This is a genomic window from Fodinibius sp. GM108, from assembly GCF_058386985.1.
Map to the genome: position 1 here is coordinate 87,507 of NZ_JBYEIR010000003.1, position 19,395 is coordinate 106,901.

Consider the following 19,395-nt stretch of genomic DNA (forward strand, 5'->3'; position numbering starts at 1 on the left):
CAAAAAATAAGCTAATTATGTCTGACAGAATAGAGGTATTAAAAACATACAAAACATATATCGGCGGCAATTTCCCGCGTACAGAGTCGGGTCGGTACTACAAGGTATACGACGGCGATGATAATGTGCTGGCCAATGCATGCCAGTGTTCCCGAAAAGATTTGCGTGACGCTGTTGTAGAAGCCCGGAATGCACTGGATGATTGGAGCGGGCGTTCAGCTTACAACCGCGGACAGATACTATATCGCATTGCCGAAATGCTAGAAACGCGCAAAGGACAGTTTATCGATGAACTAGAGACAATTGGGTATAAAAACAAAGAAGCAAAGCTCGAAGTCAATGCTTCGATCGATCGGCTGATTTATTATGCCGGATGGTCCGATAAATATCAGCAGGTATTCGGAACTATTAATCCTGTTGCCAGCTCTCACTTCAATTTTTCACTCCCCGAACCGATGGGTGTTATTAACGTCTGGGCTCCGGAAGAATCACCGCTGTTGGGACTCATATCCGTAATGGCTCCCGTTATTGTAGGCGGAAACACCTGTGTTATTCTGGCGTCGCAAAAATATCCGCTCAGTTCCATCAGCTTTGCCGAAGTACTAAATTCATCGGATGTCCCCGGCGGTGTGGTCAATATCCTAACCGGTTATAAAGAAGAACTGCTGGAACATATGACGACTCACATGGATGTTAATGCTTTCTTTTATACAGATCCCGACATCGGTGAAGAATCCGGGAAACAAATTGACGAGCATAGTACTTTAAATCTTAAGCGTGTGGTTCGCAGGCCTGTGGATGATTGGAAAGATGACGAATCGCAGTCGCCTTATTTTATAACGGACTTCCAGGAAACAAAAACTACTTGGCACCCTGTGGGATTTTAAAATTATGAGTACCCTTTTTAAAACTAGTACCTTCCTTTTATTAATCGTCATATATATGGGATGGGGATGTTCTCCATCCGAAAAAACAGCTGATGATGATCAGCCTGAAACAACGGTAGAAGAGTCGCCCGAAGTTACGGATGAGAAGCTTAGTGAGTTTCAAGCTACTCTGGCAGAAAATCGTAGCAAGCTTAGTGATCTTCACGTTTCGCAACAGCATGACATGCCCAAAGCTTTTCTTAAAACTGATTCGAATAACGGTTCTATAAACAGGAATCCCCGAGACGGATACCGTGTGCAAATCCTGTCAACCCGTGATCAACCGCTTGCAGATTCTGTGGCTAACGAATTTCGGATGTGGGCGGATACTACCATTACCGGATATGATGCCGAAGCATACATCTCGTTTAATCAGCCATTTTACAGAGTACATATCGGTGATTTCCAGCAACGGAAACAGGCAAACAGCTTTTCTCAATTGATTAAGCCCAAGTTCCCCGATGCCTGGGTTGTTCACGATCGCATCGAACCATCAAATGTACCAGCGGATACAGCTACATTTGCTTTCAAAGAAGAAGTTGACGAGGAAGATATGCAAGATGAGGATTCGGATGAAGGCGAGAGTGAAAGTGAGGATGACGAATCAGAAGAAAATGAATTGGAGTAATTAAATGCATCCATCGAATGCTTCCATCGGTCGGCTGAACTTGTCCTCAGATGGATAAAACAAGCAAGAATCTACTATCTTCCATCTCGTTCCGATGCTCCGCGTCGGAACACAACCATTGACGCTTTGCGTCTAACTAAAACTGATTCCATCGCAGCTCCCGAAAACTCGAAGTGAGGTGTATCTTTGGCTTGCCCTTGTGGAATCCTCCGAAATTCGGAGGGCCACAACGTGGCATTCCACGGGGCTTGATCCAAAAGATACTAAAAGATCAAGGGCCTACTGCGCCGAAGTAGCCATGTGCCTGCACTGAAATTTCAAAAGAGTTTTGCTTTGGCTACGTAGGCTGTACTTCAAAATCTAACCCGCTAAAATCTACGGATGGGATAATTCTGATGGTCCGTCTCACCATTGCTTTTTCCTAGATTAACCGGTGCAGAATTATCCTGTTCATCCTCCGATTTCCGCTCAGAATTTTAGGCCAACTGGAAAACCGGCACTAGCTTTTCTAAAGATAAATGCCCCCATCGGTTCCATCCGATGGATGCACATAAACTCTGAAGATCTGTCATTTAAACATTAAAACGAAACAGTATCACATCGCCATCCTGAACGATATAGTCCTTGCCCTCTTGGCGCATTTCGCCGGCATTTTTGATCGCTTTCTCCGATCCCAACTCCTTATACTTTTCATAGCTTACTGTTTCCGCTCGGATAAATCCGCGCTCAAAGTCACTGTGGATCACACCAGCCGCTTCCGGAGCCTTTGCTCCTTTTCGTACCGTCCAGGCACGGGTTTCTTTCGGACCGGTTGTAAAGAAGGTTATCAGTCCTAATTCCTTATATGCTGCACGAACAAGCCGTTCAAGTCCACCACTGTCCACACCAAGTTCATCGAGGAATGCCTGTTTCTCTTCTTCATCAAGTTCGGCGATCTCCTCTTCAATTTTGGCGCAAAAGGTAACAACTTCATCACCAAAACGGTCGGCAACTTCCTGGACTTCATCCACCCATTCATTCCCGCTCTGCAAGTCGTCTTCCGAGACATTGCATGCATAAAGCACCGGTTTATCAGAGAGCAAAAACAGCTCGCGATAAGCTTTACGCTCTTCCTCGTCAGCTTCAAACGTCCGGGCCGCCTTTCCTACTTCTAAATGCTCTTTAAGTCGTGTGATGACCTCCAGTTTTTTCAGATCCTCTTTTTTACCGCTTTTTGCTTCTTTTTCAACCTTTTCCAGACGTTTTTCGACCGACTCCAAATCCTTCAGGATAAGCTCATCTTCAATAATATGTATATCACGTTTAGGGTCCACATCGCCTTCTACATGCACTACATTTTCATCATCAAAACAGCGGACTACATGCACGATAAGATCCACCTCCCGGATATGTGAAAGAAAGGCATTGCCCTTTCCCTTTCCCTCAGAAGCACCCTTTACCAGGCCGGCAATATCTACGAACTCTACGCTCGTAGGTATTTTTTCTTTGGATTCCACCAGGTCGTAAAGAGTGTCCAGACGTTCATCCGGTACGGGAACAACACCAATATTGGGATCAATCGTGCAAAATGGGAAATTTGCGGCGTCAGCGCCAGCATCACTCAAAGCATTAAATAGCGTAGATTTTCCCACATTGGGAAGTCCTACAATTCCACAGCGTAAACTCATCTGTTATAAAAGTTTATAAATATTAGGTAAAAATAGTTCTAGTTATCAAGGCAGGGTTGCTGCATAAATTCTTCTTCGGGGAGTTTTGCGGCGGTAAGTTTGCCGTATCCGACGCGATCATAAACACAGCCGGTATCTATACCAATCATTTTATCTTTAATAAATGGATTAGGACGCGGCGTGTGTCCGAAGACTACCGTCTTTTCCCAGGGGGTTTCGAAAGCATTCAGGTGTGAACGCTCCCATAAGAATTCCTGAACTTCTTCTTCGTCTTCTAAACTTTGGGCAATTGTCTTGCCGGGTGAAACTCCTGCATGTACAAAGAAATATTTTTCGGTATTATAATAGAGTTTCGTGTTTCTGTAAAACTGCTCATGCTCTTTTGGCAATGAAGCCGCCGATTTAGAAGAAAATCCATATGATTTCATCGTCATCCGTCCGCCGTTCATCATCCACAGACGATGTTCATTACGGTTAAATGCATCTAACAACATTTGCTCGTGATTTCCACGCAGAAAAACACAGTCTACATCTTTTTGGAATTCAATCAGGTAGTCAACCACCTGTTTTGAGCTGGGACCGCGATCAATATAATCCCCGATAAAGATAAACTTGCGGTCGTAAAAAGATGACAGTTTATTAAGCAATGCTATCATTGACTTTAAACATCCGTGGATATCACCGATGGCTATAAATTTTTCTTCACTCACAATAGAAACAGTCTAGATATTCAGGATGTTTCGATGAGACCTCTGCCCTTTTTCTCAATTCGTCCATCTTCTTTTAGCTGTTCAAGGGCAGAATCAAGGATTCCATTAATGAAGTTGCCGGATTTTTTGGTTGAGTATGTTTTGGCAATTTCTATAGCTTCATTAATAGTGACCTTGGTGGGTATCTGTTCGAAAAAAAGAAATTCGGTGATAGCCATCCGCAGAAGCTGCCGGTCAACGGTCATCAACCTGTTCAGACTCCAATTCTTGATATGCTTTTCAATAATTTCGTCTACGGTCTCTTGATTATTGACCGCTTTCAAAAACAAGCGTTCGGCAAATTTAAATGTTTCATCGTCATCGGGAATCCGACGTTTAATGATTGAATTCGTGATATCCTTCCACTTGCCTTTTCCTAATTCGTTTGCGTAAAGAGCCTGTAAGACCGCTTCTCGTGCTTCTCTGCGTTGAGCCATTCTTGTAATTTCTTGCTATTTTAAGAATCCTAAAAATACAAAACCTACCTTACAGCTGAAAGCAAAAAGGATAACAAAATTTTGTAGCATTTTACTGTAAATGGGGAATCATTTTTTGCTATCCTAATAAAAAGATATGTATATTAGGCGCTGTCCTTCGCGCAAAGCTTCGGACAGCAAGCTCTGTTAAAGGGGGTGCTTAGCCCTCCGACGCTAAAGCTTTGGAGGGCAGGCTCAATGGTTTAGAGCAATAATATATTTGGGTGCTTAGCTCAGTTGGTTTAGAGCGCTACCCCGACACGGTAGAGGTCGCTGGTTCGAATCCAGCAGCACCCACTCTTTTCTCTCATCTTTGCCGGTTTTCCTTTCTGTTATTCTGCCATTTATCAACAAGCTGTACTATTGTATTGCGAAGCAGTGCTTCGCGGTTCGAATCCAGCACGACACTCCTCCTCAGTTCTGCCTGTGTACCTCTCTGATACTTTTCCAATTATTTCAAGAAATCATGTTATTGCATAAAGGCTTGCAATGCTATCTCTTAATACAAAGATCCCTGTAAGCTTCAAAGCCTACAGGGTTTTTGTTGCTTAAGCTGAATATAAGTGGGAAGCAGGATCATTCATATGTAACTATACGACTGTATTTATTCTGTTCTGTTGCGTTTGCAGCTGCCATTTTAGAGTACTTCTCCCCCTTACAACTATAGTTGATTCCAATATTTCCTCCAATATCCACATCAATATCTGTTGCACCCTCAGTGTCTCCAACTAATACAGAACCATTAATAGTGGGAGTACCATGACCATCAAAAAGCTGCGCATTTTCAAAGATAACCAAACCATTGAAAGTAAAATTACCCCTGATACTTACAGTATTACCATCAGAGTCCTCATAATCCATATGGGCACTGTCTTTTATAACCATAATTCCATAACCCTCACTTTGCTGGCCTGTCAATTTAACATTGCCATCTATGAAAAATACACCAGGGTTATCAGCAGTTCCCAAATTTTCACTATAGTCAGAATTGACAGTAGTTGCGTTACCAGAATTTTCAAGTCGGGCAATTAACTCATCAGTAGGTTCATAGTTTAATGAAGAATCAACAGAAACAGGATCGCTGGCATCCGTATTCAGATCTTTACTTTCCAAATCAGTTTCCGTTGTATCCGAAGCAACTGTAATTGGCGATTTGCTTACATTACATTCACTATCCGTTCCGTTTATTTCATGAGCATTGCCATCAACGTTTATCGAACCATATCCTGTAGGAAACTGAAGTGCTCCTTCAAATTCCGGCACCAAGGTGCTGAAAGCACCATATTCGTACACACTAACTACTTCTGACTCATAATTATTCATGTAAGTAGCTTTAGAAACCATTCGAATAGAATCAGGCTCAAAATATTCATTTGTATCCCAATCTCCATTCAAGTATTCTACATACAACGTTATTTCGGAACCATCAATAGTTGGTGTCCACGGATTGGATTCATCATGCTCATTCGCCCAATCACCAGAATGAGTACGGTGATTTTTCTCATTTATTTTCTGCATAGCCGCCTGAATTGCTGTATGTGCAGCATTTTTTGCTGTAATTTCATTAGCATACGTAACAGCATTATTTGTCATCATCTTACCTTGCTGAGATGTGCTCATGCTGATAATTCCCAACGATATCAAGGTTCCGGCACAAATAATTAACATTGCTCTTCCCATAACAAACCTCTTTTGGCCTTAAATTAATTATTAATTCGTTTTCTCAAGATTTGGGGGCGAAAAACGTTTCTCCCAAACAGAGCGCATATAATTTCCATCACCACCGGGACTATTGTACAGTTTTTCCGGACTTTGAAGATTAATTTTTAAATACAGCTGCTTAACATTTTCCATCTCTGAGGAAGAAAGAGGGGTACTCATGTCATCTGTACCCACTTCAGCCCCGTAATGATCGAAGTAACTTATTTGAAATTCAGTTACTCCCAGCCGAATAGGTGTTTCTTCAATAAGATTACCCGTATCGGCATCACGTACGGTGCGTATCAGCTCATAATCATTGGGATTTTCAGTGCTCGTAACTTCATTACCTGAAACTTTTTCAAATTCCCAGCTTACCGTTTCTACAGATCCACTATTATCTATATTACTTTTGAATTTAATTCGATTATCAGTAGCCTCTAATAGAATTTTATCCGTCTTCCCTTCTCTGTCGGCACCCATTTTTTGGATGTCATGCGACACCAAATCGGATATCGAGGAAAGTTTCTGCTGATTAATCTGCCGTTGTGTTAGCTGAATAGAACTGCTTTTGACAGACATGTTCATCGCCAAGATAGAAAGCAGAAGAATACCTCCAATAATAAAGCTTGTTGTGAGTCCGAGATTCATAAGCTTAATATTTTATTAATCCGCATAATAATTTCGAATAAACTCAAAGTTGTATTCTGTCTCTTCACCACTTCCCCCGGTGAGATAACTACTTGTCACAAGTACCTGCATTTTCTTAAAAGAGGTTCGATACGTAACACGTTGGTAGTATTCATCTACATAAAATACTTCTATTGACAGGTTGAAATCACCATGTTCAGTCTTAACCACTTCTTTCCATTCATGGTAATCATCAAAATCATCAAATTCAGAACGTGTAGATTCACCCTCAGGACCTAAATAACCAGGTCCTGTAAAATCCCCTGGAATATCTGTAGGTGGTAGAGCCTTACCCACAACTATCTCGTCAAAATCCTGGGTGCGGCCTTCTTCAATAATATCCTGGGCAACTGCAATGACCTCTCGTTCCATCTCACCCTCTATCTGCATATAGGTATTTCTCTGGATTAAACTGGTAGCACTGATCAAAATCAGTGAGAAGATAACCATAGCTCCGATCGTCTGTAGTAATTCCCCGTATCCAATCATAATGTCTTTTGCTACGTTATTTTCAAAAAGATTAAGAAATGTTAATGTTTATCACAAAAAATCAAGGCCAATTCTAATATTAGTGTCATAAATGCTCTCAATTGATTTGATGGCCTTATTTTGAAGCTTCAAAGTCTAATCACTTATTCCAGTTCCAAAGTTTCTTTCCTGAACTGTAATCGAAATTGCGTACCATTACCATTTAATGACGCATAACTGTACTCAGCCTGTAATTGTTTTGATAACTTATCAATGAGGTGGAATCCAAGTGATTTATCGGGTTTTGGTTTACCATCCTCATCAGAGAAGCCAACGCCGTTGTCTTTTATTAGCAGATCGACTTCGGAATCATTTTTTTTCAGCGATATCGTCAATTTACCCTGTTCCCTGTCTTTAAAGGCATGTTTTAAAGCATTTGTAATTACTTCGCTTACAATTAATGAACAGGGGATGGCCTGATTTAAATTGAGCTGAATGGAGTCTAGCGTGATATCAAGGGCAATTTCCGTTTGTGACTGCATAGTATTGATCAGCTTATATACAATAGTTTTCAGATTCTCTGAAAATTGAAGGGTGGCAAATTTTTCTGATTCGTATAAATTCTCATGGATTGATGCCATTGTTCCAATCCGGGCCACATTGGCAAAAAGCTTTTCTTTCAAATTCGGATCGTCTTCTTCGAATGCTTGTAATTGCATAATACCGGAGACTACAGCCATATTATTTTTTACACGATGATGTACTTCGGCCAATAAGGTTTCTTTTTCTTTAAGCGCTTCTGAAATTTCTTGTTCAGCTTTTTTGCGCTCGGTAATGTCTGTGAGAGATCCTACAATAGCCACTGTTTCGCCCTCTTCGACAATGGGAGCTTCGTTAACTTCAACCCAGATAATCTCTCCGTCTTTTTTCTGCAATTCGAGCTCAAAAGGGGGTTGTGTTTTACCGGTATTTATAGCTCGCTCTGTATGTTTTAACCCTTCTTTGTTTATGGGATTATCGGTCACAAATTTCGTCCATCGTGTTTTAGCTTCTTCAGGCTCGCAACCGAGAAACTGACGGGATTGTGGACTCACATAAGTTAGTACATGATCCGGTGTATGCCTGTAAAACATATTCGTACTATATTCGATAATCTCCCTCATCTTCCGCTCGGTCTTTTTCAGTTTTTCTTTAGTTCGCTTCCAATCAGTGATATCAGAAATAAATCCCTCCAAACAAAGTTCTTCATCAGATTCATTAGCTATAACACCACGTTCCCATACCCAACGGATCTCTCCATCTTTATGATAAATCCTGTAGGTAAGTTCATACTGTCGTTCATCTTCTATTGCTTTTTGAACAGTGTTCCAAACATATTCTTTATCGTCTTCGTGAATGATATCTCCATAAAACATCTCCGGAGGCGTCTCATTATCAACGAATGTATCTGGCGAATGACCTGTTATTTCTGAACACCCTTCACTCAAAAATTTCATAGCCCAGTTTTCATCATTTATACAACGATAAGCCATACCGGGCAGATTAGAAAATAATGTTGCCATACGCTGACGACTACTCTTTAGGGCATCTTCTGTCTTTTTTTGCTCTGTGATATCCTGCATTGCTCCAATTACACGAACAGGCTCTCCATCAACGGTAACTACAAACGCCCGGTCATAGATATATTTGTAGGTTCCATCTGCACATCTGAATCGATACTCCAACTGGAAGCGATCCTTCCCATTCTCTAAGGCATCATTCAAATTGTTAGATACATACTCCTGATCATCGGGATGGATATTTTCTTTCCACCAGTTATCTACCTCTTCGACTTCTTTTTTACTGTGTCCAAACATATCATGAACCACATCGTTATACCGGATTTTATCTTTTTTAAGATCGAGCTCCCAAATTGTATCACTTGTGGCTTTAAAAGCGATATTATACCGTTCCAAGCTCTCCTTCACCTCTTTTTCTTGCTTTACCTGCTCAGTAACATCGTGTTTTATAGCAACAAACCGCGTGCAATTTCCTTCTTCATCAAAAACAGGATCTATGGTGGCGTCGAGCCATATTTTATCTCCTGTGCTGGTATAATTTAAAATTCTCTGCTGCACAGATACTTTTTGGTTAATACTGTCTCGCAATTTTTGGGCAGCTTCAGAATCAGTTTCAGGACCATGTAAAACCTGTGCTGGAGTTTTGTCTTTAATTTCATTTAATGAATAGCCTGTGGCTTGTTGAAATGTATTATTAACCCACTGTATTTGTCCGGCAGAATCCATGATAATTACCAGGTCAGTTGTCTTTTCTGCCACAAGCGAGTGATCCGCCAATTCTTTATTCAAAGAATTTATTTTTCGTAAATAGCTCGAAATTATAGCATAACCTATTCCAACAATCAGGATACCTAATCCTAGTATTATCCAGAAAATAAAATCATGGATCCTATTCGCTCCTTTAGTGAGGGTAGATGAAAAAGAATTCTCCAGCTCTGTTAAGCGATCATCTATACTTCGGACATTATGGATGAAACGATCTCTCGTCTCCTCTGATACATCATCAGATTGTATTATTTGATGAAAATCTTTAGCGAGGCTGTCTAATCTTGCTATTTGTTGATCTCCCTGTTCCCAAATTCTAAACGCTTCTTTGAGATATGGCATGTCGTTAAAATAACTGCCCAGCCAAATCATCAGTTCAATATCATCATCAGATAAATTACTCACCTGGAAACCTTTCCGCGCAACTTCATAATCCGGATTGGAAGAGTTTATTGTCTCACGCGCCCTGGAAAAACTATACTGTAATTTTATAGTTTCGTTAAACTTTTCATAGTACCTGTCATCCTGATATAAAGCATATTCGAGAAGTTGTTGTGTAGCTTCTTTTTGGGCTTTTGACCATATTCCCTCTCCTGTTATATAAGCTCGTACACTGGACAAGACCTTTGTCCCGTAATATGTAGAGAAAAACAAGAAAACGGCCAGACTTATAAAAACGACGATTATCTTCAACTGACCCGGTTTCTTCCACAACCCCAGCATGGACTTCACAATGATATCCCTTTAATTAAATAGAAAATGCGGGCAGGTTTAATTGTGTCGTATAAAAATCAAAAACAAAAAAAGTTTAGATTTTTTAAAACCTTGATTTAACAACCAGCCAACGTACATTAATATTTTTTAATAAAATACATTTTCTGGGATTGATTACAAGATCAAGTTTGATGGGGATTGAGAATTTAACAAAAAATAAATAAAAGACGAGGTGGCACTAAAAAGGCAGATGATCAGAATAAAAAAAGTTATACAGAACAAATATTATATCCCTGCTCCAACGATTCGAGTTTGTCATCCCAGGTGGGTATAAACTCTTGTCCAATCATACCCTCATAGCCGCTATCAGCTATGGCTTTAATAATTGCCGGATAATTGAGTTCCTGCGTCTCATCAATTTCATTGCGTCCCGGTACTCCACCGGTATGAAAGTGGGCTATATATTCAATATTCTCCCGAATCGTTCGAATCACATCCCCTTCCATAATTTGCATGTGATAGATGTCATAGAGAAGCTTAAAATTTTCAGAACCGATCCTCTCACAAAGATCTACGCCCCATTCAGTGCTGTCACACATATAGTCGGGATGATCTATCTTGCTGTTAAGCAGCTCCATACATAGCGTTACATTATGTTCTTCAGCGGTGGATAACAGCGGTGTTAATCCTTCCACACAGTTTTTGAGCCCAATTTCATCCTCCATGCCGTTCCGGTTTCCGGAAAAGCAGATCAGATTGTCAAATCCGGCTTCCGCAACTTTGGGAATCATCTCCTCGTAATTTGCAATCAACTGCTCGTGATGCTGTGGATCATTGAATCCCTCTGTTAGTCCCAATTCTGCACCATTAGCCATCGCGCAGTGCAGATCATGCTTCTGCAGTATATGCCATTCATCCGGACCAACAAGCTCAACTGACTGAAAGCCGATCTCTTTTACGGCCGCGCAAAATTCATCCAGAGGGATGTCATTGTATGGCCATCGGGAAACGGACTGTTTGATAATAGAACTATTTTCAGCAGAGAAAAGAGATACTGATACGTTAGGTAAGAAAGCTGTACCTGCCAACGCACTTAATTTCTTCAGAGCTCTTTTTCGGGATATTGGCACAGTAGTGGTTTTGGTTAAAGATAGTCTCTCTAAATCTACTTAATATAATTAGTAATGTACATCTGAATGCTGAAGTTGCAATCGTATGGGTAAGATTTAATCCCAGCCCTTTCCAATCCATCGGATGGCAAGACCAGCCATCCGATGGTAGCTCAGCCATCCGATGGGGAGTTATTACTTTTTATAATGCACATCAGATAACTCTTTTAACAGATGAGCACTGGCTTCGGGCGTAATGTCGCGTTGGGGATTACCAAGCATCTCGTATCCCACACGAAATTTTTTAACGGTAGCAGAACGCAACAAAGGCGGATAGAAATGCTTATGAAAATGCCACTGCGGGTAATCTTCTCCATCAGTTGGGGCGGGATGAAATCCGGCCGAATACGGAAAAGAAACCTCAAAAACATTATCATATTTTACCGTAATCTGTTTAACGATATCAGCCAGAGCGTCTTTTTCTTTTTCGGTCATATCGGTAAAACGTGAAAATGGACGACGGCTGATAAGGAGCGTCTCGAACGGCCAAAAAGCCCAATAAGGTACAACGACAACGAAGTGAGCATTCTGGACAACTACCCTCTCATCGAGCTCCAGCTCAAGATCCAGATAATCGCTAAGTAATGTATTTCCATTCTCATTATAATATTCAGTCTGCTGCCTCAATTCTTTTGCCGGCTCATCCGGAATGGTATCCTGTGCCCAAATCTGTCCGTGTGGATGCGGATTGCTGCATCCCATGATTTCTCCTTTATTTTCAAATATCTGCACGTAATTAATATACTCCTGATTCCCCAACTGCGTATACTCATCCACCCAAAGGTCAACAACATCACGAATTTGGGAAAGCTCCATTTCGGGCAGGGTCAAATCGTGGCGCGGCGAAAAACAGATTACCCGGCAGATCCCCTTCTCTCCTTCGGAAACAAGTAAGTTACCAGTGTTCAGGGTTTCGGATGGCGTATCCGGTTTAAGGGCACTAAAATCATTGGTAAATACAAACGTAGAATCATATTCCGGATTTTCGGCGTCACCTGCCCTGTCGTTGCCGGGACACAAATAACAATCAGGATCATATTTTGGTTTTTGCTCACCCGGCGTTTCCTCCTCTTGTCCCTGCCACGGGCGTTTAGCCCGATGCGGAGACACTTGTATCCATTCGCCTGTTAGTGGATTATAGCGCCGGTGAGGATGATTTTTAAGATCAAGCTCCATAGTACTGACAACTAAAATTTAGTTTTGTGCTTAGGTTTATGACGATGCCACATTTTCCTGTTCCAGAAGATGCGTACCTCCCGAAACTTTGGTCTGATAAATACTTAATTCATCCCCCAGCTGTTGTTCATACTTTTCCTGTATTTCACTGACAAATAGATCCAGGTGCTCATCGTCCACCAGATTAATTGTACAACCCCCGAATCCGCCCCCCATCATGCGGCAACCGATTACGCCCTCCATTCCCCACGCGATATCAACCAACGTATCCAGCTCCTTACAGCTTACCTCATACTCGTAACGAAGTCCGATATGCGACTGAAACATCCGCTGACCAAATGACTTCAGATCATTATTTTCCAAATCCGTACAAGCCTGGAGTACGCGTTTATTTTCTTCAACAACATATTTGCAGCGCTTAAATACAATGGAATCCATATCCTGCTCATGGCTCATCAATAATTCAAGCTCCACATCGCGCAAACTTTTTATTCGGGGATTATATTTCTTCAAGGCAGCCACTCCCTGCTCACATTGTGATCGTCTCACATTATATTCAGAAGAAGCAAGTTCACGCCGTATCCCCGTATCACATAATACAATATGTGCATCATCAGGATTAAACGGATAGTATTCATAATCCAAAGATCGGCAATCAAGTTTAAGTGCATTGTCCTTTTTACCGTTAAGGCTAACAAATTGGTCCATAATACCACACTGAACGCCCACGAAATCATTTTCTGCTTTTTGTGCGATACGAGCCATCTCAACAGCCGGAATTTCAAGATCAAACAAGTTCGTCAGTCCGAATAACACTCCTCCCTCTAACGCTGCAGATGATGACATCCCTGCCCCAATAGGCACATTGCCACCAAAGACACAATCAAAACCGTCTACTTCATATCCATGATTACGAAGTTCAACAACGACTCCCAAAAGATAATTAGCCCATCCGCGCTCCGATTTTTTTATGGTGCCGGAAATATCGGTAGAAAATTCCTCCTCTTTGTCAATAGAATAATACCGAACCTGATCGGTATCGTTAACATTCATTGCCAAAAAAATACTTTTATCAACAGCAGCCGGCAGTACAAATCCTTCATTGTAATCTGTATGCTCTCCAATAAGATTCACACGTCCCGGTGATTTGACCAGGATATATTCATCATTAAATCGATTTGAAAACTCGGTCGCTATTCGTTGCGTTAATTCTTGCATCTATTAAAATCGTTCTAGAAGCTTATCACTATAGTTTACCAAAATACTGCATACAGCACTGCTGTCAGTATTAATATGATGTATGCCCCGATATTGAAGGCAGGGCTAGTTTGAAACATTTCTGCAGTCGTATGAATGGCTTTGGGATCTTCATCATGTGGATTCGTTGTTAAGCTGACACCAGCGATTATAGCTATAGTGCTAATAAGGGTGTAAAACATCTGATCCAGGAATGGGAGATCAACGGCCGGTGTTTTCAAAAACACCGCAATTACAATAGATGCCAACACTCCATAGATAGCACCTTTTGAAGTCGTTTTCTTCCAGAATAATCCCATTAAAAATACAGCCAGTATTCCGGGACTGACCATGCCCGTATATTCCTGAATGTATTGAAATACCTGGGGTACATTATCTAATTGAGGTGCCATAAATCCAGCAGTAATAAGAGCTACCCCAGCCGAAATGCGTCCCATATTGACTGTTTCTCTGTCGGTTGCGTCCTGATTGATATACGGTATATAAATATCCATCGTAAAGATTGTAGCTACCGAGTTCAGCATCGAAGCCATTGACGAGACAATAGCAGCCGCCAGTGCAGCAACAACCAATCCTAAAAAGCCCGGTGTAAGAAACACCTTCATAAGCCAGGGATAGGCATTATCATATTGAATGCTTCCATCCGGTTGAGTAAAAGCATCAACTATTCCCGGAATTTCGGTAGTTCCTTCTGGCTGATTAAACAGTACGTAAACAATAATTCCGGGGATGACCACAATCAGTGGAATAAGCAGTTTGAGAAATCCAGCAAAGATAATCCCCTTTTGGGACTCTTCGAGCGATTTTGCGGCCAGTGTTCGCTGAATGATGTATTGGTTGAATCCCCAGTAATAAAGATTAGCCACCCACAGACCGCCTATTAAAACGGCAATACCCGGCAGATTATCAAATTCCGGATTTGACTGCTCCAGAATCATAGTAAATTTTTCTCCGGCTACATCATACACATGTACCAGCCCGTTTATAATTCCCCCCTCGGGAGTAACATTGTAAAGGCCGGCAAAAGTCACTACAAAACCGCCCAGAACCAAAAGTCCAACCTGTAACACGTCGGTCCATGCAACAGCTGAAAGCCCTCCATATAGAGAATAAGCAGCGGCAATTGCAGATAATCCGATAAGAGCATATGTCATTAAACTGCCGTCGCCTGTACCCATAATGGTGTCAAGGGCTAATGCACCTAAATAGAGTACTGTAGTAAGATTTACAAAGACAAATAGCGCAATCCAGAAAACAGCTAAAATAGTTTTTAGTGTTGTATTGAATCGCTTTTCAACAAATTCGGGAATGGTGAAGATTTTCTTTTCAATAAAAATAGGCAGAAAGTATTTACCGACAATAATCAGGGTAACCGCTGCCATCCATTCGTAAGAAGCAATAGCAAGTCCTACTGCAAACCCTGATCCCGACATTCCGATAATTTGCTCGGCAGAAATATTTGCTGCGATAAGGGAAGCACCAATAGCCCACCAGGGAAGAGATTTACCAGCCAGAAAGTAGTCTGTTGCATCTTTTTGGTGTCCCTCTTTCTCCCGTGAAACCCATAGTCCCAGGGCAACAATAAGTAAGGCGTAACCACAAAATACAATCGTATCAATTGTGGAAAATTCCATATTTCAAATAGTTTATTTTCTGATAAAAAATTACAGGATAAATAAATGATTTTTTTCAGCTCGTCGAAAGTCGATAAATCGAGAGCGAATTATAAATGCTATCGGGCTCCAGAACCACCGACGGAAAATGTGGCTGATTGGGAGAATCCGGAAAATGCTGGGGTTCCAGGCAAAAGGCAGTGCGATATTCATAAGGTTCTCCTTCTTTACCAGTATCAGAACCATCTAAAAAATTACCCCCATAAAATTGAATACCCGGTTCTGTAGTAAATATTTCCAGTACTCTTCCTGATTCAGGGTCGACAACTTCCGCAGCCCGAGATAATGTTTGGTCTTCTTTCTTATTCAGTACAAAATTATGGTCGTATCCCTCTCCATTAGCTAATTGTTGGTTATCTTCGGAAAGATCGTTCTCAATGGTTTTGGATTTTGTAAAATCAAAGGGAGTGTTTTTAACAGATACTATCTCTCCGGTGGGAATCAGCGTAGAGTCAACAGGTGTAAACTCATCAGCATTTATAGTTACCCGATGATTATTGATAGTCCCTGAGGCAGCTCCTCCCAGGTTAAAAAATGCGTGATTCGTCAGATTGACTACTGTTGTTTGATCGGCGGTAGCAGTGTAATCTATTTTAAGCTCATTATCATCGGTTAAAATATAGTGTACCTTTATTTTCAGATTTCCGGGATAACCTTCTTCACCAGCCTCGGAAAAGTAACTTAACACCAAATGTTGATCGTCAAGCTGCTGTGCATCCCAAACCACGTTGTGAAATCCGCCGGGTCCGCCGTGAAGGTGGTTGGGACCATTATTGGTGGCCAACTCATAATCTTGTCCGTCGAGGTTGAATTCTCCACTGGCAATACGGTTGCCATATCTCCCGATTAACGCTCCAAAATAGACTTCATTAGCATTCAGATATCCATCGATGCTGTCAAATCCCAGTACTATATCATCGAAATTGCCATTTTTATCCGGAGCAAGCCAGCTAACAATTCGACCGCCATAGTTTGTAATAGCTACTTGTATGCCATTACTGTTTTCTAAAGTAAACAGATCAGTGGTTTTCCCATTTATGTTCGTTTTGAAATCTTCGCTGGTTACAGGCAAATCGATTTGTGTATTTTCAGATTGATCATTACAGCTAGTCAAATTTATCATCAAAAGAGAAATCAGAAATGTTAATAGTATTCTCATATCATTTGTACCGGGATCATTCAAAATTGGTTATCGTTATTTTAGCTAAATGTTACTTTTGCAGGTATAAATATTCACCCGGGATTTCTTGCCTTTCAATTCCGGGACCTTCCAGCTCTACACCAAGTTCAAACGGACCATAAGCCTGAAAATATCGCAATTCAATTTCGTGCAGGCCCACTTTTAAAGCCACGCGTTCGGAATCATATGCAGTGTCCGGTGACTGGCCCAGGCGATCAAAGATCTGTTCCCCGCCGATATACATTTTAGCATCATCGTCAGCAGCAATATGGAAGGTATAGACTCCATCTTCAGGAATTTCTATATAGCCGTTAAATTCGAAAGCAAATAACTCATCGCGATTTCGCTCCGAGAGATTAAAGTTTTCGCTTACACCTTCTGATTTGGGATCGAGCACCTGTTTAGGTCCTCTCAACTGGTTACGCAATGGCCAATGTTTGCGGTATCTGGTCTGATCATTATCCGGACTTTCGAAATATGTGTAAGATACTCCCTGCGACAAATCTTCGGATGTTTTAAGATCGGGCTCTCTGCCATCTACTTTTGTAAAAATTTCAGAATGACCATAGCCGACAGGGACATTATTTTTGAAGCTGCGAGCCCGAACGGTATCAGAATCAGTAAGCGTAAAGGAACCTTCATAGAGCATTGATGCAGTATCAGGATCGCTTCCATCAAGGGTATACCGGATCTCCGTGTCGTCAGCCCAGTTCATAATCTCAACTTCTACTTCATCCATAAAATCACCATCTGCGGGATGAATATAGGGCGTCACTCCTTTATTAACCGATGCAAACTGTTGAGGCGCAGCTTTGGCTACTTCTCTGTCGTAGGTCAGCATGCCGTTCAGCTCGGTCTCAAGATCCGTAATCTGCGTATATACTCCGCCGCTCATACCATATTCTTCACTCATCCATCGCAGATTATGGACCAGCTCTTCGTACCGATCGATATAGGCTTCAGGTTTGCGGATAATATCCTGATAGCCCCAGCCGCCTCCGCCCCAGATGTGATCATTGATTATATAACCAACGCCACCAAACTCACCGACGACAGCCGCCCTGTTCTCTTTGGGTTTAAGTGCAGCCGGTCCGGGATATCGGTGAATATCGATGATATCGCCTTCGCCAGAGTGCTGCCATCCGCTGGCATCGGTGATGATGCGAGACTGATCCAGCTCTTCTATTTCATTGGTAATAGATTCTGTATCAAACTGTCCCCACCCTTCATTGAAAATCACCCAGTTCACGATGGAAGGATGATTATAAAATTGGGTGACCATCTCTTTCAGCTCATGCTTATACTGATCTTTGCTTTCTTCAGTGGTATTACTACCTGTGACCATATCCTGCCAAATTAAAACACCCAGCTTGTCGGCCCAGTAATACCAGCGGTCGGGCTCTATCTTTACATGCTTTCGATTCATGTTAAAGCCCATCCGTTTCGTCATTTCCAGATCATAACGCAGGGCTTCATCAGTGGGCGCAGTATAAAGTCCGTCCGGCCAATATCCCTGATCCAGCGGACCTAACTGAAAGGTAAATTCATCATTCAGAAATATCTTTTCGTTGCCATCTTCATCTTTCTTTATTTCGATTTTTCTCATTCCGAAATAACTTTTGACCTCATCAACTATCTCTCCATCTTTCAAAAGCTCCACTTTAAGATCATAGAGATAGGGATTGTCAGGACTCCATAACTGTGGTTCGGGTACAGCTAATGAAAATTGTTCTCCGACACTCCCTTCGGCACTGCCAATCTCTTCATCTCCGGCATAGCCGGTGGCTCTGACGGTTAGATTATTAGTTCCCATAACCTCGGCAGTAATTTCCAGCTCCTCATTGTCCACATTCGGAGTCAGACGTAAGTCAGAGATATAATTTTCGGAAACCGGTTCCAGCCAAACCGTCTGCCAGATACCTGTAACAGGCGTATACCAGATTCCCTGCGGCTCTTTAACCTGTTTGCCACGTGGCTGATCACCGTCATCAGTCGGATCAAATACCTTTACAATAACTTCGTTTTCGGCTCCCTCCCGAAGGTAATCTGTTATATCAAAACTAAAAGCGTCATATCCGCCTTTGTGATTTCCAACTTCACTGCCATTCACATATACCGTAGATTCCCAATCCACCGCACCAAAATGAAGCAGCACCCGTTCTTCCTGCCAGTCAGCGGGTATATCAAAAGTATGACGATACCACAGACTGTCGGCCCGCTCTTGAACGCCAGACAAAGCAGATTCAATGGCAAAAGGAACTAAAATCTCTCCTTCCAGTTCCTGGCCAAATGGAGGTGATTTAACTTCCTCTCCCTTTGCATACTGCCAGAGACCATTCAGATTTTTCCAGTCTTCACGTTCCATCTGTGGACGCGGATATGCGGGCAAAACATTATCCGGAGAAACATCCTTTGTCCACCGGGTTTCCAAAGGTCCTTCGGCGGGTGCCCAGTCACTTTCTGTGATCTTATCATCATCGGAGCTTGATTCCGCTTTTTGAGTTTGTTGCGTTGGCGTACAGCTGAAAGCGAATAAAGCACTGACTATAAAAATGAAAAATGATCTCATCGTTATTTTGTTAGTTTCTTTACAGGGCTAT

General features: G+C 41.8%; 15 protein-coding genes and 1 tRNA gene. 3 read left to right on the forward strand and 13 right to left on the reverse strand.

Annotation, left to right across the window (positions count from 1 at the left end):
- Positions 1–17 precede the first annotated feature (17 nt).
- On the forward strand, positions 18–887 hold the full coding sequence (locus ACT3ID_RS06415; RefSeq protein WP_491541177.1) for an aldehyde dehydrogenase family protein: 870 nt from the start codon (positions 18–20) through the stop codon (positions 885–887).
- A gap of 55 nt (positions 888–942) precedes the next feature.
- Complete coding sequence (locus ACT3ID_RS06420; protein ID WP_491541178.1) at positions 943–1,554, forward strand: SPOR domain-containing protein; 612 nt, start codon at positions 943–945, stop codon at positions 1,552–1,554.
- A 572-nt stretch (positions 1,555–2,126) separates the two neighbouring features.
- Here the strand turns inward: ACT3ID_RS06420 and ychF are convergent.
- From ychF to nusB, 3 genes are read right to left on the reverse strand one after another with little or no spacing between them, the layout of a single operon-like run.
- Positions 2,127–3,221 (reverse strand): redox-regulated ATPase YchF, encoded by a 1,095-nt coding sequence (gene ychF / locus ACT3ID_RS06425; protein ID WP_491541179.1) that lies wholly within the window; start codon positions 3,219–3,221, stop codon positions 2,127–2,129.
- Between the two features lie 38 nt (positions 3,222–3,259).
- Positions 3,260–3,931 (reverse strand): metallophosphoesterase family protein, encoded by a 672-nt coding sequence (locus ACT3ID_RS06430; RefSeq protein WP_491541180.1) that lies wholly within the window; start codon positions 3,929–3,931, stop codon positions 3,260–3,262.
- Between the two features lie 20 nt (positions 3,932–3,951).
- Complete coding sequence (gene nusB / locus ACT3ID_RS06435; RefSeq protein WP_491541181.1) at positions 3,952–4,407, reverse strand: transcription antitermination factor NusB; 456 nt, start codon at positions 4,405–4,407, stop codon at positions 3,952–3,954.
- Positions 4,408–4,668: 261 nt separating this feature from the next.
- Between nusB and ACT3ID_RS06440 the strand changes: the two genes are divergently transcribed.
- Positions 4,669–4,743: transfer RNA gene (locus tag ACT3ID_RS06440), tRNA-Val, on the forward strand.
- 279 nt (positions 4,744–5,022) lie between these two features.
- Here ACT3ID_RS06440 and ACT3ID_RS06445 read toward each other — a convergent pair.
- From ACT3ID_RS06445 to ACT3ID_RS06490, 10 genes are all read right to left on the reverse strand, one after another.
- Positions 5,023–6,126, reverse strand: coding sequence for a hypothetical protein (locus ACT3ID_RS06445; protein ID WP_491541182.1), 1,104 nt, complete (start codon positions 6,124–6,126; stop codon positions 5,023–5,025).
- A 30-nt stretch (positions 6,127–6,156) separates the two neighbouring features.
- Complete coding sequence (locus tag ACT3ID_RS06450; RefSeq protein ID WP_491541183.1) at positions 6,157–6,795, reverse strand: hypothetical protein; 639 nt, start codon at positions 6,793–6,795, stop codon at positions 6,157–6,159.
- A gap of 15 nt (positions 6,796–6,810) precedes the next feature.
- Positions 6,811–7,323, reverse strand: coding sequence for a type IV pilus modification PilV family protein (locus ACT3ID_RS06455; RefSeq protein ID WP_491541184.1), 513 nt, complete (start codon positions 7,321–7,323; stop codon positions 6,811–6,813).
- Positions 7,324–7,466: 143 nt separating this feature from the next.
- Positions 7,467–10,349 carry a PAS domain-containing sensor histidine kinase gene (locus tag ACT3ID_RS06460; RefSeq protein ID WP_491541474.1) on the reverse strand — a complete coding sequence of 961 codons (2,883 nt, stop codon included), beginning with the start codon at positions 10,347–10,349 and terminating at the stop codon, positions 7,467–7,469.
- A gap of 260 nt (positions 10,350–10,609) precedes the next feature.
- On the reverse strand, positions 10,610–11,470 hold the full coding sequence (locus tag ACT3ID_RS06465; RefSeq protein ID WP_491541185.1) for a hydroxypyruvate isomerase family protein: 861 nt from the start codon (positions 11,468–11,470) through the stop codon (positions 10,610–10,612).
- A gap of 174 nt (positions 11,471–11,644) precedes the next feature.
- The gene (locus tag ACT3ID_RS06470; RefSeq protein ID WP_491541186.1) at positions 11,645–12,685 is read right to left on the reverse strand and encodes a UDP-glucose--hexose-1-phosphate uridylyltransferase; all 1,041 of its coding nucleotides are present in this window, start codon (positions 12,683–12,685) and stop codon (positions 11,645–11,647) included.
- Positions 12,686–12,721: 36 nt separating this feature from the next.
- Positions 12,722–13,903, reverse strand: a complete 1,182-nt coding sequence (locus ACT3ID_RS06475; RefSeq protein ID WP_491541187.1) for a galactokinase — start codon at positions 13,901–13,903, stop codon at positions 12,722–12,724.
- 35 nt (positions 13,904–13,938) lie between these two features.
- Complete coding sequence (locus ACT3ID_RS06480; protein ID WP_491541188.1) at positions 13,939–15,576, reverse strand: sodium/sugar symporter; 1,638 nt, start codon at positions 15,574–15,576, stop codon at positions 13,939–13,941.
- 55 nt (positions 15,577–15,631) lie between these two features.
- Positions 15,632–16,774 carry an aldose epimerase family protein gene (locus ACT3ID_RS06485; RefSeq protein WP_491541189.1) on the reverse strand — a complete coding sequence of 381 codons (1,143 nt, stop codon included), beginning with the start codon at positions 16,772–16,774 and terminating at the stop codon, positions 15,632–15,634.
- A 52-nt stretch (positions 16,775–16,826) separates the two neighbouring features.
- Positions 16,827–19,364, reverse strand: coding sequence for a PA14 domain-containing protein (locus tag ACT3ID_RS06490; protein WP_491541190.1), 2,538 nt, complete (start codon positions 19,362–19,364; stop codon positions 16,827–16,829).
- Between the last annotated feature and the right edge of the window lie 31 nt (positions 19,365–19,395).